Consider the following 13,836-nt stretch of genomic DNA (forward strand, 5'->3'; position numbering starts at 1 on the left):
CGGCCGGGGGGACGGGGGCGGTGAGGGCGGCGGTGGGGGGTGCGGCGCGGCCGGGGCGGGGCCGGGCGCGCCCTCGGCGGACGGGGTCCGCGGTTCCATGTGCCGGGCCAGCCACAGCAGTTCGGCCAGCTCCAGCGGGGTCGGGCGCACGCCGGAGCCCGCCTCGGCCAGCACGTCGGCGAGACGGGCCAGCGGTTCGGGGCGCCCCGGGGTGTCGGACGGCATCCGGCCCTCAGAAGGCGTCCGTGTGCGGGGCGTCGCCCAGGTACGGCATCAGCTGCTCGGCCAGCTCGTCCAGGCTCTCCGCACCGAGGTCGGAGGAACGCGCCAGATAGATGGCGTTGAGAAGCTGGTCGGTGGCCAGGTCGCCGCCGCCGACCCGGGACAGGAACCGGTCGATCAGGGTCTGCGCGTAGGCGTCGGGCTCGCCGTCGAAGTGGGCGCGCACGATCGCGGCGAGCCGGTCGTCGTCCGGCTGGCGCAGCCTGAGGGTGACGCAGCGGCGCAGGAAGGCGGGCGGGAACTCGTGCTCGCCGTTGCTGGTGAGCACCACGAACGGGAAGGCCCGGCAGCGGACCCGGCCGCGCTCCACCGGGACGCGATCGTCGGTGCCGTCGACCATCACCTGCGCCGTCGGCGTACGGCGGGCGCCGCGGACCAGCTCGGGAATCTCGTACTGGCCCTCCTCCAGGACGTTGAGCAGGTCGTTCGGCAGGTCGAGGTCGCTCTTGTCGATCTCGTCGATGAGCAGGGCGCGCGGCCGGGCGTAGGGGAGCAGGGCGGTGCCCAGGGGGCCCAGCCGCAGGTGCTCCTCGATGCCCGCCTCGGTGGCCTGCGCATGCCGGGCCGCGTACAGCCGGGACAGCGGGTCGTACTGGTAGAGGCCGTCGTGCAGGGTGCTGCGGCTGGTGATGTTCCAGCGCAGGACGGGTCCGAGGCGCAGCTCGCGGGCGACCGCGTAGACCAGCGAGGACTTGCCGGTGCCGGGCGGGCCGGTGACCAGCAGCGGGCGGCGCAGGTACAGGGCGGCGTTGACGAGCTGGACGGTCTGCGAGGTGGCCCGGTAGGTCTCGGCGCGGTGCACGCGGTCGGGGGAGGCGGCCGCCGCGTCGCCCTCGCCCGGCGCGTCGAGCAGGGGCGCGCCGTCGAAGGCGCGCCAGGGCGGGGGCGGGGGCAGCCGGGTGATGCCGTCGTGCGGCGTGCCGCTGCCGGTGTAGACGGGCCACAGGGCCATGGAACGTTCGCTTTCTTGAGGGGGGTGGGCCGCTCAGGCGACGGGTGAGTGGAGGAGCGCGGCGGGTTCGGGGAAGCAGCGCGGATCGTCCCACAGCAGCTGCAGACCGCTCGCCCAGTGCCCGTCGGGGTCGTCGTCGGCGTCCGCTGTCTCGCGCAACGCCCTGACCTCGCCGGGCAGTTCGGCGGGCGGGATGCCGGCGAGCCGGTCGGCGAGCTGGTCCAGGAACGCCGTACCGGAGCACGGGCCGTCGTGCCGGGAGCCGGCGCAGCCCGTGCGCGGCCACAGCAGGACCGGCACGGGCGAGTTGAGGCCGGCCTCGAAGTGCGGTTGCGCGGCGTCCGGCGGAAAGGCGTAGCCCGCCAGGTCGGCGTCGTCGTCGCGGAGCCGTTTGCGCAGGCTCTGCGGACGCTCCTGGGCGCCGCAGTCGACGCGGTGCAGCCGGGCCCCCGGCGAGGTGTCCAGCTTCTGCCACCGCTTGGCCAGTTCGCGGCGCAGCCGGCCGCTGCGGTACCGCGAGCGGTCCACGACGACCAGCGGATAGGCGCAGCCCAGCGGGGTGGAGTCGTCGGCGCCGCACTCCCAGCGCGCCACCGGTTCGTTCAGCCATTCGCGGGGCATCACGAACGTGATCAACTCGTTCGCGTCGAGGGCGAGTTGTGAGAACGCCTCGTCGATGCAGACCTGGACCCAGGCGCGGACGGCGGAGCGCCGCAGCCGCCGGGAGCCGACCCGCCGGCGCTGACCGTCGTGGTAGGCGGAGACCTCCACGGTGACCAGGTCGGCGCCGGCGCCGCTGCGCTCGATCTCGACGACGATCGGGGACCACGCCGCGGCGGCGGGCCGCGCGGACGTGCCGTCCAGCACCTCCTGGAGCAGGTCGGCGAAGCGGGTCACCGCCTCGGCGCCCGGGACCTCCCACTGCACGTATCCGGCGGCGGCCTCCAGGGAGGCGACGGCGTCTTCGGGCGGCGGCTGGCCGAAGGGGCCCACGGCGTGGTTGACCAGCCGGGCGGGATCGCAGGCGACGCCCTCCGCCACCGCCCGCCGCACCAGCGCGTACAGCCGGCGCACCGCGTCCCGCCCGTGGCCGGGCGTGGGGACGAGGGCGCCGAGGCCGGGCCAGTAGCGGGCCATGACCTGGGTGGGCAGCATGCGGCCGACCCGGCCGTCGCGCGAACCGGCGATGGTGGTCACCATGCCGACCACCCTGCCGTCCGCGAGGTGCACGGCCGCGCCGCTGAACCCGGGCGCCAGGGCCTGGCCGTGCGCGGTGGCGGCCTCCAACTGGCGCCACTCGTCCGAGACGAGGGCGCCGGGCACGGCGTGGTAGCGGGCGAGCATGCCCTCGTCGTACCCCTTGGGAAAGCCGTACGCCACGAGGGTCGGCGCGTGCCCGCCCGCGAGTTCGGCGCCCGGCGGGGCGAACTCGGCCGGTTCCAGCGGGACTTCACGGTCCAGTTCGAGTACGGCGAGGTCGCCGGGGTCGGCGGCGCCGCCCGCCCAGCCGCCGTGCACGGCCACGGTCGCGGGCACCTGTCCCAGCCCGCGGCCGCCGGGGAAGGACACCGTCACCGCGCTGCTGTCGCCCGCGCGGACGACATGGGCGCAGGTGAGGACATGACGTGCCGAGACGAGGAATCCGGCGCCGATCTCGCTCCCGCAGACGATCCGGGCGTGCCAGGCGAAGCCGCTCATGACCGGCCGGCCGCCTCCCGGTCCGCGTCCGCGGGCCCCGGCGACCAGCTGAGCTTCACCAGCAGATGGCCCTCGGCCGCCCCCTTCGCGATGACCGCCCCGGTCTCCGCGCTCAGCTTCACCCCGAACTCCAGCTCCACCGAGTCCGGGCGCAGCGTCCCGTCCCGGAACACCCTGAGCGCCGACTCGGCGGCGGCCCGGACACCGCCCAGCGCGCTCTCGAACGTGCGGGCCGCCAGCGTCGGTCCGTCACCGCGCGAGACCATCCGCGCCCCCGGGTCCTCGTCGACGCCCTCGACGACGATCAGCGCGCCGTCCTCGGTCTTGAACTCCACTAACGCGTCCATGGCGTGGCGACTCCCCGTGCAGGTGACTCAAGGCAACCCCCCATGTTACGGACGGTGGCCGGTGCTGTCGTGGTTTCCCTTGTGCCGGTTCCGGGTGACCGGCGACAAGGTACCCGGCGGGCCGGCGATGCCGCGGATCACCCCGAGGTCCAGCAAGTCCTGAGGACGGATGCGGAGTTGGTCCGCCGTCGCCCGGATCTCGCCGTCCGGGCGTTTGAGGATGGCGGCGGCCGCCTCCGGCGCGATGACCGAGAAGTAGGCGTCGGGCGTGGCCCAGGTGCCGCCCGGCGCGGCGAGCGCGAGGGCGCCGCCGGAGCCGCCCTCGCCGATCACCAGCGTGGTGACGGGAGTTCGCGCGGCGGCCACCGCACCGAACAGCTCCGCGATCGCCGCCCCGGCGCCCTGCCGCTCCGCCTCCGCGTCGTTGGCCGCGCCCGGGGTGTCCACCAGCGTCAGCACCGCGATGCCGAGCCGGTCCGCGAGCCGGATCAGCCGGGTGGCGGTGCGGTACCCGGAGGGCCGGGTGGCGGTGCCGGTCTGGGCGGCGTAGGCGACGGTGCGGCCCTGGTGCTCGCCGAAGCCGCAGAGCATCCCGTCGGGACCGGCGCCGCCGCACCGGTCCCCGCTGAGCGCGACCCGGTGGCCGAAGTAGGCGTCGAGATAGGCGCGGGCGCGGGGCCGACGGGGCGAACGGGCCCGCCGCACCGCCTCCCAGCCGCTGTCCGGAAGGTCGCTCGCCCCCAGCGCGAAGGGGACGGGGGCGGGCGGGGGAGCGGCCGCGGGGTCCGCCCCGCCCGTCAGCAGCCGCAGCCACCGCCCGAGCACCTGCCGCAGTTCCACCGGCGGCACCACCGCGTCCGCCGCGCCGTACGCCACCTGCGCCTCGGCCGTGTACGCCGCCGGATCGGCGTCCGCCGGGCGCACCCGGGAGCCCGCGAAGCCGACCTGGGCGCCCGGCAGGGCGAGGATCACGTCCGCGCCCGCGCCCAGGGTCGCCCAGCCGCCCCCGGTCGTCGGGTCGCGCAGGACGGCGATCTGGGCCAGGCCCGCCGCCCGGGTGAGGGCCGACTGCCGGGCCACGCGCTGGAGTTGGGTGAGGGCGATCATGCCCTCCTGCATCCGGCTGCCGCCGGTGGCGATCAGCGGGACGACGGGCAGGCGGTGGGCGCGGGCGTACGCGTGGGCCGCCTCCAGACGGTCGCCGGTGCGTTCGCCCAGCGAGCCGCCGAGGAAGCCGAACTCGAAGGCGATCAGGACCGCGGGGGTGCCCTCGACGCTCGCGGTGCCGACGACCACGGACTCACCTTCGCCGGTCCGCTCGGCCGCCCGGGCCCGCGAGGCGTCGTACCCCTGCCAGGCGAGGGGCCCGCCGGGCCCGGAGTCGCCCGCCGGGTGGGGGAGTTCGGCGAAAGTGGCGTCGTCCACGACAAGGGCCAGGATCTCGCGGGCCGTGAGGCGTTCAGTCACGGTTCAGCGCCCGCTTCATGATCTTCCCCATGTCGTTGCGGGGCAGGGTGTCCAGATAGCGCACCACGCGCGGCCGCTTGTGCGGGGCGAGACGGGCGGCCACATGGTCGGCCAACTCCGCCGCGCCGGGCGGGGCTTCGGCGTCCTCCGGCACCACCCACGCCACGATCCGCTCGCCCAGGTCCGCGTCCGGCTCCCCGGTGACCGCGGCCTCCCGCACCCCCGGATGCTCCAGCAGCGCGTTCTCGATCTCGCCGGCCCCGATCTTGTACCCCCCGCTCTTGATCAGGTCGGTGGCCTTGCGCCCGACGATCCGTACGTACCCGTCGCTCTCGCGCACCGCCATGTCCCCGGTGCGGAAGAAGCCGTCCGCGGTGAAGGCGGCCTCGGTCGCGTCGGGCCGGTTGAGATAGCCGGTGAACAGGTTCGGGCCGCGCACCTGGATCTCGCCCACGGTCTCGCCGTCGTACGAGGCCACGGGCGTCCCGTCCTCCTCCACCAGCCGCAGCTCCACGCCCGGCAGCGGCACGCCGACGGTCCCCGCGCGCGGCTCCCCGTCCGCCCGGACGCTGGTGTTCATCAGGGTCTCCGTCATGCCGTACCGCTCGATCACCCGCCGCCCGGTCGCGGCCGCGATCCGCTCGTGGTCGTGCACGGGAAGCGCGGCCGAACCGGACACCAGCAGCCGGGCCCGGCCCAGCGCCGCGGCCAGCTCCGGCTCCTCCGGCAGGGCCTGGGCGATCCGGTGGTACATCGTCGGGACGCCGAACAGCATGGTCGCCCCGGCCCCGAGTTCGCGGGTGACGCCCTCGGTGGAGAACCTGCCCAGGTGCCGGACCGAGCCGCCGCGCCGCAGCGGGCCGAGGATTCCCAGCACCAGGCCGTGCACATGGAACAGCGGCAGCCCGTGCACGAGGACGTCGTCGCCGGTCCACTGCCAGGCGTCGGCGAGCGCGTCCAGGGTGCCGGTGATCGCCCGGCGGGGGATGACGGCCCCCTTGGGCGGGCCGGTGGTGCCGGAGGTGTAGACGACGAGGGCGGGGTCCTCGCCGGTGACGGAGGCGGCGGGGGCCGGGACGGCGGAGCCGATCACCTCCACGTCGACGCGCGGCAGCCCGCTCACCGGGGCGGGCGGTTCGTCGCCCGGAGCCGCGAGCAGCAGCGCGGGCCGGCTGTCGGACAGGATGTGCTCCAGCTCCTTCCCGCCCGACTTCGGGTTCAGCGGGACCGCGGCCACCCCGGCCTCCAGGGCGGCGACCACGGCGACGGCCGTCTCCAGCGCCGGGGTGGCCCACACGGCGACCCGGTCCGCCCCGCGGATCCGCTTCCCGAGGGCGCCGGCCGCCGCCGCGAGCCCCCCGTACGTCAGGGACCGCTCGCCGAAGCGCAGGGCGACCCGCTCGCTCGGCTCATCGCTCAGGGCTGGGAACAGAGAGGACACGCGGTGATCTCCTTGCTGCCGGGGACGACGACACCATCGTCCCCGCAGCGGGCCACGCGAACACACCGCCCTCAGGCCACGGCCTCCACCACGTCCGCCACCACACAGCTGACGTTGTCGGGGCCGCCTCGCGCGTTCGCCTCGGCGACCAGCGTCCGGGCCGCCTCGTCGGGGGTCCGGTCGCCGGACAGCACGGTGCGGATGAGGGCGTCCGGGACGACCCCCGGCAGCCCGTCGGAGCAGAGGAGGTAGCGGTCGCCCGCGGCGGCGTCGCGCAGGGCGATGTCCGGGGCGTCGGTGCCCAGGGCCTTCAGCAGGAGCGAGCGCTGCGGATGGGAGGCGGCCTCCTCCGGCGTGAGCCGGCCCTCGTCGATCAGCGACTGGACCACGGTGTGGTCGTGGGTGATGCGGAACAGCCCGCCGTCGCGCAGGACGTAGGCACGGCTGTCCCCGACGTGGACCAGGGCGAGACGGGAGCCCGTCCACAGCAGCGCCGTCAGGGTCGTGCCGTTGCGCGCGGTGTCGTCGGCCACGTCCTGGACCGCCTCCGTCGCGCCCCGCACCGCCTCCTGAAGGACGTTGAGGACGTCGCCCGCGGGCAGCTCGCCCGTGTCCAGGAAGCGCAGGGCCTCCACCGCGGCGCCGCTCGCCGGGCCGCCCGCGGGCCCGAAGCCGTCGGCGACCGCGAGGAGCCGAGCGCCCGCGTAGGCGGTGTCCTGGTTGGCGGGGCGGACCAGGCCGCGGTCCGAGTGGGCGAAGTAGCGCAGTTCCAGCATCGGGGTGTCCTTTCGCGTCGGTGTCGAGAGGTGCTCCACGAGGAACGCGGCGAGGTCCCGCCGCAGCGCCGTCTGCGCCTCGACGTCCGCCCAGTGGGCGCGGATCGCGGCCGCCGCGGCCGGCGGCTCCAGCGCGCAGACCTCGCGGATGCGGGCCAGCGGCATGCCGAGCCGCCGCAGCCAGGCCACCAGCCGCGCCCGTTCCAGCTGGACGGGGGCGTAGTAGCGGTAGCCGGTGCCGGGGTCGACGCGGGCGGGCCGCAGCAGGTCCAGCTCGTCGTAGAGCCGCAGGGCCTTGGGCGACAGCCGGCTCGCCCGGGCGAAAGCGCCGATGGTCAGCATCCCTGTCTCCCCGTCCACGCGCACCTCTTCTCGTTCTCCCGCCCCGATGCTGGGGCTTTCCCGAAGGGGAAGGTCAACCTGGTTCCCGTGACCGACGGCGGGGCGGTTAGCCTGCGACGGACCGTGCCCGCCGTCGAACGGAGTTCCGCCCGTGCCCCGCGTCGCCCTCGTCACCTACGACCCCGGCCCCCAGCCCCACCGCGACCGCGACCTGCCCGTCCTGCGGGACGCGCTGGGCGCGGCCGGCGCGCGGGCGGACGTCGTGGTCTGGGACGACGCCGAGGTGGACTGGGCCGCCTACGACCTCGCCGTCATCCGCTCCACCTGGGACTACAGCTGGCGGGCGGCCGAGTTCACGGACTGGGCGCGCACGTGCGGCACGCTCACCCGGCTCGCCAACCCGGCGGACATCGTGCGGTGGAACACCGACAAGCGCTACCTCGGCGACCTCGCGGCCGCCGGGGTGCCCGTCGTGCCCACCCGGTACCTCGCACCGGGCACCGCCCCCGACCTGCCCGACGGCCACGAGTACGTCGTCAAGCCCACCTCCGGCGCGGGCGCCCGCTACGCCGCCCGCTACCTGCCCGAGGAGCGGGAGACGGCCCTGCGGCACCTCGCGCGCCTGCACGAGGAGGGGTTCACCGCGATGGTGCAGCCGTACATGCGCGCCATCGACACCGGCGGCGAACGGGCCCTGCAGTTCTTCGGCGGACGCCTGCTGCACGCCAGCCGCAAGCGGGCCGTCCTCGCCCCCGGCACCGCCTACGACGCCGACAAGGTCGCCCACCCGGACCTGGAGCCGTGGTCGCCCACCCCGGCCGAACTCGCCGTCGCCGAGCGCGCCCTGGCCGCCGTGCCGGACGCGGCCGGACTGCTCTACGCGCGCGTGGACCTCGTCGACGGGGAGGACGGGGAGCCGGTGGTGATGGAGCTGGAGCTGGTCGAGCCGAACCTCTTCCTGTTCCTGCACCCCGGATCGGTGGCGGCGGTGCGGGACGCGATCCTGGCGGCGGCCGCGGGCTGAGGGGCGCACTCCGCTCAGTCGGCGACGGCGACCCGCTGCAGCAGCCCCCAGGTGAACTCCGCCGCCACCTGCCGCCGCACCCCCTGCCCGTCCGGCGCCGTGAACGCCAGCCCCCAGCGGGTCGGCGCCGTGCCCTCCAGCGGGCGGGCCGGGGCGAAGGCGCGAGCCGCCTCGTCGACCGTGCAGGACCAGGGCGTGAGGTCGTCGAGGGTGGTGAGGGACGGGGCCGGGGCGCCCGGGGCCCGGACCAGCCATTCGTTCCACACCGCGCCGTTCGGCGCGAGCAGCACCTCGAAGCGCAGGCCGGGCCAGAGGGGCAGCGGCCACCGCCAGGCCTCGCAGTCCAGGTCGCCGATCCTGCGGCCGGCCCTCGACTCGGGCTCGCCCAGGATCGAGCGGTACCGGGAGGCGGCGGCCCGGGCGCGCGGGGAGTGCAGCATCGCCTGCCAGCGCTTGTTGGCCTCGCGCATCCCGGCGATGGAGACGCCCAGCTCACGCCGGGCCTCCTCCACCAGGCCGGGGTTGTGGTCGGCCATGCGGCGCAGCAGGACCAGCTGGAAGTCGAGCGGGGTGAACGGATCAACGGGGCGCTTGGCGGACGGCATGCCCCCCATCGTCGCGCACGGCTCCGACATCGCCCGGGCGGCGGCCGTCGGGCAGGAACAGCACCGAGTTGACGTAGCGGGGGCGGCTGCGGAACGGCAGGACGCGGGGCAGCAGCCCCTGCGCGACCACGTGCGCGACGGCCGCCTGGTGCTCCTCCAGCGGGAACTTCGCGAGCGGCACCCAGTCGCCGCCGGGCAGCACCCAGCCGTCGTAGCCGAGCAGCGAGAGGTAGCCGACCACCGGGGCGACGGGCTGGATGCGGGACTCCAGCTCGACGAAGAGCGCGGGACGGTCGCGGACCAGCAGCCCCGTGGCGCCGCGCAGCACGGCCGACTCGCTGCCGTCCACGTCGATCTTGATGAACCCGACGTCCCGCAGGCCCAGTTCGTCGAGGGTCACGCACCGGACGTCCAGCGCCCGACCGTGGATGTCCCGGCGGACCAGGGACGACACGCCCCGGTCGCCGGCGTCGTCCGGCGGCAGCCACAGCCGGGCGGTGCCCGGGCGGTCCGCGGCGGCCGCCTCGACGACGCGGACGTTCGGCGGGGCCGTGGCCGTCAGCAGCCGGGCCAGATGCGGGACCGGTTCGACCGTCACCACCTGCCGCGCCCGCCCGGCCAGCCGCCGCGTCCAGGGGCCGTACCAGCCGCCGACGTCCACGGCCGTCCCGCAGCCCGCCGGGCACAGCTCCGCCAGCCGGGCCAGCTCGGGCTCGAACCGCGGATACACCGCCCGGGCGGTGGCCGCGACCAGGCGGACGGGCAGCAGCGGGGCCAGGCGGGCGGCCAGGGTGCGGGACGGGCGCCCGGATGCCGTGCTCACCGGGCCATCCGTTTCAGGATGACCTCGTGCTCCTCGTCCGACACCTGCTCCCCGGAGGACGGCAGCAGCTGGGGAATGCCGTCGACGACGGGGTAACGGCGGTGCAGCCGCGGGTTGTACAGGGCCTCGGGTGCCTTGGGCCCGTCCGGCTTGACGAGGTGCAGCGGGCCCTTGTCCAGCGGGCACGCCAGAATCCGCAGCAGCGGGTCGTCGGGGTTCATGGGGGCGTCAACTCCTTGGCACCGATGGGGGGTTCCTGGGGCGCGGCATCGTGTTTGGGCATGGTCAGCAGGACGCAGACGGCGAGCGCGGTGCCCGCGAGGCGCAGCGCGAGGCGCAGCGGGTCGTGCGGCAGCGCCTCGCCGAACGACAGCGTGCCGATCACCGCCGTGTACAGCGAGGTCACCGTCGTGCACACCGGCACGATCAGCGAGGCCCGGCAGCGCTGCAGCGCGGCCTGCGACATGACCAGGCCGAACGCGCCGGTGAACAGCAGCAGATACGGGTACGGCGACTTCAGCACACCGGCCACCGCATGGCCCGGGCCGCTCGTGCCCAGGTAGCTCGACACGCCCTTGATCGCCAGCGAGCTCACGCCGTACAGCAGACCCACCGCCACGCCGTACTCCACGCCGGTGGTCGGCGCCCGGTGCCGGTGCCGGGAGCGGCGCTCGGCGGCGCCGTACAGCCACACGCCGGCCGCCAGCGACGGCACGCACACCAGCAGGATCAGCGGGTACGGGGCGCCGCGGCCGACGGTGTCCGCGTGGGCACCGGCCTCCTTCAGGGACAGGACGACCATCAGCAGCGCGGCGAGGATCGCGCCGAGCGCGTACCGCTCCCGGCCGGTGGTCTCCTCGCCCAGCAGCCGGGCCGACAGCAGGACGAGCAGCACCAGGCCGGAGACGAAGATGCCCTGGGCGGCGGCGATCGGCAGGGTGCGGTACACGACGAGCTGGGCGCCGAACCCGGAGGCCAGGGCCACGGACCCGGCGATCCACAGCGGGCTGCCCAGCACCAGCCGCAGCAGCCGCGCGGGCTGCCGGATCGTCACCTCGGGGAGCGCGGTCAGCGCCCGTTTCTCCAGGACGAAACCGAGGCTGTACAGGGTGTTCGCCAACAGGGCCGCGGCCACTCCCCACCACATGGGTACGCCCCCTAGGTCTTTTGTGCGTGCAGGAGCAGGATCGAGGCGAGGGAGGGTCTGGAGCAGGCCAGCCGGTCCAGCGGGCGCAGCGGACGCGGCACGCCGTGGAAGGGGGCGCCCGCCAGCCGTACGACCTCGAAACCGGACGCGGCGACGAACTCCCGCAGCGCGCGGGCGGTGTAGAGGCGCAGGTGCCCGACGACCTCCGTGCCCGGCCGGCCGTGGATGCCGCGCAGGCTGACCTCGGAGAACACCGGCTGCACACCGGCCAGCAGCAGACCGCGGTTGTACCAGGCGGCCAGGTTGGGCGTGGAGAGCATCAGATGGCCTCCCGGGCGCAGCACGCGGCGGATCTCGTCGAGGGCCGCGTCCGGGTCGACGAGGTGCTCGATCACCTCGCTGAACAGCACGGCGTCCGCCGAGGCCGACCTGAACGGCAGCCCGCCGCCGGTGAGTTCGCCGCGGACGGCGTACGACAGACGGGTACGGGCCCGCTTCAGGGCGTCCTGGGACCAGTCGACGCCGACGATGCGGTGGCCGGCCAGCAGCGGGCGGGCGGTCGCGGCGGCCGACCCGTCGCCGCAGCCGACGTCGAGGACGGTCTGCCCGCGGGCGCTGCCCAGCGCGGCGGCCAGCATGCGGGCCTGGCGGAGGCTGCGGGGGGCGCCGGAGGCGACGGGGACGGACGGGTCCTCGTAGAAGTCGCGCAGCTCCTTGGGGCGCGGGTGCGGCACCGTGGTCGTCATGGGCCGCTCACCTCCGTCGTGTGCAGGTAGTGCTCGAACAGGTCCCGCAGATGGGCGCCGTCGCCGTGGCTGAGCAGGGTCCGGGACCAGCGCAGGGCCAGATGGAGGCGGCCGGCGGTGGAGGCGGTGGTGACGGTGAGGCCGCGGGGCATGCGGGCGGGCGCCGAGAACCAGACGGCGTGCGCGCGGCCGCCCTCCTCGCCGAAGTCCAGCGGGTAGGGGATGCGGCCGATGTTGCTGAGCAGCGTCGTCGACGTCCACGGCGCGGCCGCCCTGCGCAGGCCGCGGGTGAGGGCCGCCCGCCAGGTGACGGGGGTGACCGGGGCGGTCAACAGGGCGGCTCCGTGGCCGAGTTGCGGGCGCGGAAGGGACTTCAGGGCCCGGGTGCGGGTGGCCGTGCGGTGCAGCAGCGTGGGCATCTCGGCGGGCCCGTGTACGGCCAACTCCTCCGGTGAGAAGGGGACTTCGACGAGCCGGGTGCCGTTGCCGATGGGCATGCCGGCGTCCCGGGGGCGGTCGTCCACGGGCATCGTGATGCGCAGCGGGCGGGGACGGGCGCCGTGTTCCCTGTTCCAGTGGGTGATCGTGAGGGCGGTGGTGACCATGAGCTGGTCGTTGACGGTGTAGGGAGAGCCCTTGGGGCGGTGGGGGAGGGGCAGTTCGGTGACGAGCAGTCCGTTGCCCGGCGAGGGCTCGGGGGTGCCGGGGGCGACGCGGGCCGGCGGCGACCAGTTGGAGGGCGTCGCCTCCGGGGCCTGGGGGGACTCCGCGCCGCGTACGGGCGGAGCGGCCGGGGAGTTGTCCCGGCCGCCGTAGAGCTCGGCGGCGGTGGCCAGGACCCGCAGGCACGCGGGGCCGTCGAGGGCGGTGTGGTTGATGGTCAGGAAGAGGACGGTGCCGTCGGACCGCCGCGGCTCGGAGGCGTCGTGCGGAGCCGGCACACCGACCGCGTCCGTCGCCTCGCTCCCCTCGACGTCCCCGGCGCCCTCCACCACTTCCAGCCTGATCGGCGGCGAGGCCGACAGCGGCGGCGCCTGCGTCAGGGCGCGGGTCCGCGCGTCCCGCAGCGCGCACCGGCCCGCCGGGGGAAACGTCACCACCTCCACGTCCGGCTCCGCCGTCAGCTCCCACTCGTAGCGCCGCCGGTACCAGCCGCCGGGTGCCTCGCGCATCAGGATGCGGGGGTGCCGGCGCAGGGCCTCGGCGAAGGCGGAGCGCAGCCGGTCGCGGTCCAGCCGGCCGGGCAGATGGACCTCGATGTGCACGGTCTCCGGCTCCTCCTCCTGGAGACAGTGCCGGGCCACCTCGTCCACCACGGGGAAGGGGATCCGCCTGGCCGGCCCGTGCGGGCCGCCCGCGCGTGCGGGATGTTCGAGCGCGGTCACAGGACTCAGCCCCTCCCCGTGTCGTCGTCCGGCCCCGACGGCCGCGGCGGCCCGGCCTCGGTGGTCCGCAACCGAGGCTTGCGGAACGGAACCCGCCCGCCCGGCTCCCCGGTCTCCGCACCCCCGGGCCCCCGCGCGGAAACGACGGGCCCGGCATCCGGCCGGGGACTCTCCGCGGGCGGACCTTCGGCGTGCTGTCCCTGCCGGGAGCCGTCGGCGGGCATGCCTTCGGCGTGCTGCTCCCGGCGGGAGCCGTCGGCGGGGAGGCCTTCGGCGTGCTGCTCCCGGCGGGGGCCGTCGGCGGGCATGCCTTCGGCGTGCTGCTCCCGGCGGGGGCCGTCGGCGGGGAGGCCTTCTGTGCGGTGCGATGGCCGTGGGCTTTCCACGGGCGCGCTCTCGGTGTGCTCCTCCTGATGAGGGCTGCTTGCGGGCAGGCTCTCTGCGGGGTGCGACTGCCGTGGGCTGCCTGTGTGCCGGCTTTCGGGGTGCTGCTCCTGGCCTGGACCGTCTGCGGGCAGGCTCTCTGCGGGGTGCGACTGCCGTGGGCTGCCTGTGTGCCGGCTTTCGGGGTGCTGCTCCTGGCCTGGACCGTCTGCGGGCAGGCTCTCTGCGGGGTGCGACTGCCGTGGGCTGCCTGTGTGCCGGCTTTCGGGGTGCTGCTCCTGGCCGAGACCGTCCGCGCGGAGGCCCTCTGTGCGGTCCTTCCGCCAGAGGCCGCCTGTGAGCAGGCCCCCCGCTCGGGGCTCCTGCCGCGGGCGTCCTGTGTGGTCCGCCGGCGGCTGCTCCTCCCCTGCACCGGCC

At 75.6% G+C, this 13,836-nt stretch carries 13 protein-coding genes and 2 pseudogenes; 2 read left to right on the top strand and 13 right to left on the bottom strand.

Annotation, left to right across the window (positions count from 1 at the left end):
• From M8J74_RS25500 to M8J74_RS25530, 7 genes and pseudogenes are all read right to left on the bottom strand, one after another.
• Nucleotides 1-225 (bottom strand): annotated as a pseudogene (locus M8J74_RS25500) (serine/threonine protein kinase); the annotation flags it as partial.
• Between the two features lie 7 nt (nt 226-232).
• Nucleotides 233-1,234: an AAA family ATPase gene (locus tag M8J74_RS25505; RefSeq protein ID WP_249838688.1), complete on the bottom strand. Its 1,002-nt coding sequence runs from the start codon at nt 1,232-1,234 to the stop codon at nt 233-235.
• 33 nt (nt 1,235-1,267) lie between these two features.
• Complete coding sequence (locus M8J74_RS25510) at nt 1,268-2,932, bottom strand: VMAP-C domain-containing protein (protein WP_249838689.1); 1,665 nt, start codon at nt 2,930-2,932, stop codon at nt 1,268-1,270.
• Complete coding sequence (locus tag M8J74_RS25515; protein WP_249838690.1) at nt 2,929-3,279, bottom strand: CU044_2847 family protein; 351 nt, start codon at nt 3,277-3,279, stop codon at nt 2,929-2,931. The genes M8J74_RS25510 and M8J74_RS25515 overlap by 4 nt, the downstream gene beginning before the upstream one ends.
• Nucleotides 3,280-3,324: 45 nt before the next feature.
• Nucleotides 3,325-4,746 carry a carboxyl transferase domain-containing protein gene (locus M8J74_RS25520; protein WP_249838691.1) on the bottom strand — a complete coding sequence of 474 codons (1,422 nt, stop codon included), beginning with the start codon at nt 4,744-4,746 and terminating at the stop codon, nt 3,325-3,327.
• Complete coding sequence (locus tag M8J74_RS25525) at nt 4,739-6,187, bottom strand: acyl-CoA synthetase (protein WP_249838692.1); 1,449 nt, start codon at nt 6,185-6,187, stop codon at nt 4,739-4,741. Before M8J74_RS25525 ends, M8J74_RS25520 begins: the two co-directional genes overlap by 8 nt.
• Nucleotides 6,188-6,258: 71 nt before the next feature.
• Entirely contained in the window at nt 6,259-7,305 is a 1,047-nt protein-coding gene (locus tag M8J74_RS25530; RefSeq protein ID WP_249838700.1) for a MerR family transcriptional regulator, read from the bottom strand.
• Nucleotides 7,306-7,456: 151 nt separating this feature from the next.
• Between M8J74_RS25530 and M8J74_RS25535 the strand changes: the two genes are divergently transcribed.
• Nucleotides 7,457-8,329 carry an ATP-grasp domain-containing protein gene (locus M8J74_RS25535; RefSeq protein WP_249838693.1) on the top strand — a complete coding sequence of 291 codons (873 nt, stop codon included), beginning with the start codon at nt 7,457-7,459 and terminating at the stop codon, nt 8,327-8,329.
• Between the two features lie 14 nt (nt 8,330-8,343).
• Here M8J74_RS25535 and M8J74_RS25540 read toward each other — a convergent pair whose 3' ends face one another.
• Genes M8J74_RS25540 through M8J74_RS25565 form a run of 6 tightly spaced genes read right to left on the bottom strand, consistent with a single transcriptional unit; the run spans nt 8,344 to nt 13,035 of the window.
• Nucleotides 8,344-8,943 carry a hypothetical protein gene (locus M8J74_RS25540; protein ID WP_249838694.1) on the bottom strand — a complete coding sequence of 200 codons (600 nt, stop codon included), beginning with the start codon at nt 8,941-8,943 and terminating at the stop codon, nt 8,344-8,346.
• Entirely contained in the window at nt 8,909-9,757 is an 849-nt protein-coding gene (locus M8J74_RS25545; protein ID WP_249838695.1) for an FkbM family methyltransferase, read from the bottom strand. The genes M8J74_RS25540 and M8J74_RS25545 overlap by 35 nt, the downstream gene beginning before the upstream one ends.
• Nucleotides 9,754-9,978, bottom strand: coding sequence for a Trm112 family protein (locus tag M8J74_RS25550; RefSeq protein WP_249838696.1), 225 nt, complete (start codon nt 9,976-9,978; stop codon nt 9,754-9,756). Before M8J74_RS25550 ends, M8J74_RS25545 begins: the two co-directional genes overlap by 4 nt.
• The gene (locus M8J74_RS25555; RefSeq protein WP_249838701.1) at nt 9,975-10,892 is read right to left on the bottom strand and encodes a hypothetical protein; all 918 of its coding nucleotides are present in this window, start codon (nt 10,890-10,892) and stop codon (nt 9,975-9,977) included. Before M8J74_RS25555 ends, M8J74_RS25550 begins: the two co-directional genes overlap by 4 nt.
• Before the next feature lie 23 nt (nt 10,893-10,915).
• A complete protein-coding gene (locus tag M8J74_RS25560) occupies nt 10,916-11,650 on the bottom strand; it encodes a class I SAM-dependent methyltransferase (protein WP_249838697.1) in 735 nt (244 codons plus the stop codon).
• Nucleotides 11,647-13,035, bottom strand: coding sequence for a condensation protein (locus M8J74_RS25565; protein ID WP_249838698.1), 1,389 nt, complete (start codon nt 13,033-13,035; stop codon nt 11,647-11,649). Before M8J74_RS25565 ends, M8J74_RS25560 begins: the two co-directional genes overlap by 4 nt.
• A 191-nt stretch (nt 13,036-13,226) precedes the next feature.
• Here M8J74_RS25565 and M8J74_RS25570 point away from each other — a divergent pair.
• Nucleotides 13,227-13,836, top strand: a pseudogene (locus M8J74_RS25570) (hypothetical protein); the annotation flags it as partial.

Source organism: Streptomyces panaciradicis (genome assembly GCF_023516615.1).
GTDB lineage: Bacteria > Actinomycetota > Actinomycetes > Streptomycetales > Streptomycetaceae > Streptomyces > Streptomyces panaciradicis.

Bases quoted from the DNA above. Each gene is read 5' to 3' on its own strand.
- M8J74_RS25550 (WP_249838696.1), bottom strand. From the start codon at position 9,978: ATGAACCCCGACGACCCGCTGCTGCGGATTCTGGCGTGCCCGCTGGAC.
- M8J74_RS25510 (WP_249838689.1), bottom strand. From the start codon at position 2,932: ATGAGCGGCTTCGCCTGGCACGCCCGGATCGTCTGCGGGAGCGAGATC.
- M8J74_RS25505 (WP_249838688.1), bottom strand. From the start codon at position 1,234: ATGGCCCTGTGGCCCGTCTACACCGGCAGCGGCACGCCGCACGACGGC.
- M8J74_RS25530 (WP_249838700.1), bottom strand. From the start codon at position 7,305: ATGCTGACCATCGGCGCTTTCGCCCGGGCGAGCCGGCTGTCGCCCAAG.
- M8J74_RS25540 (WP_249838694.1), bottom strand. From the start codon at position 8,943: ATGGGGGGCATGCCGTCCGCCAAGCGCCCCGTTGATCCGTTCACCCCG.
- M8J74_RS25560 (WP_249838697.1), bottom strand. From the start codon at position 11,650: ATGACGACCACGGTGCCGCACCCGCGCCCCAAGGAGCTGCGCGACTTC.
- M8J74_RS25515 (WP_249838690.1), bottom strand. From the start codon at position 3,279: ATGGACGCGTTAGTGGAGTTCAAGACCGAGGACGGCGCGCTGATCGTC.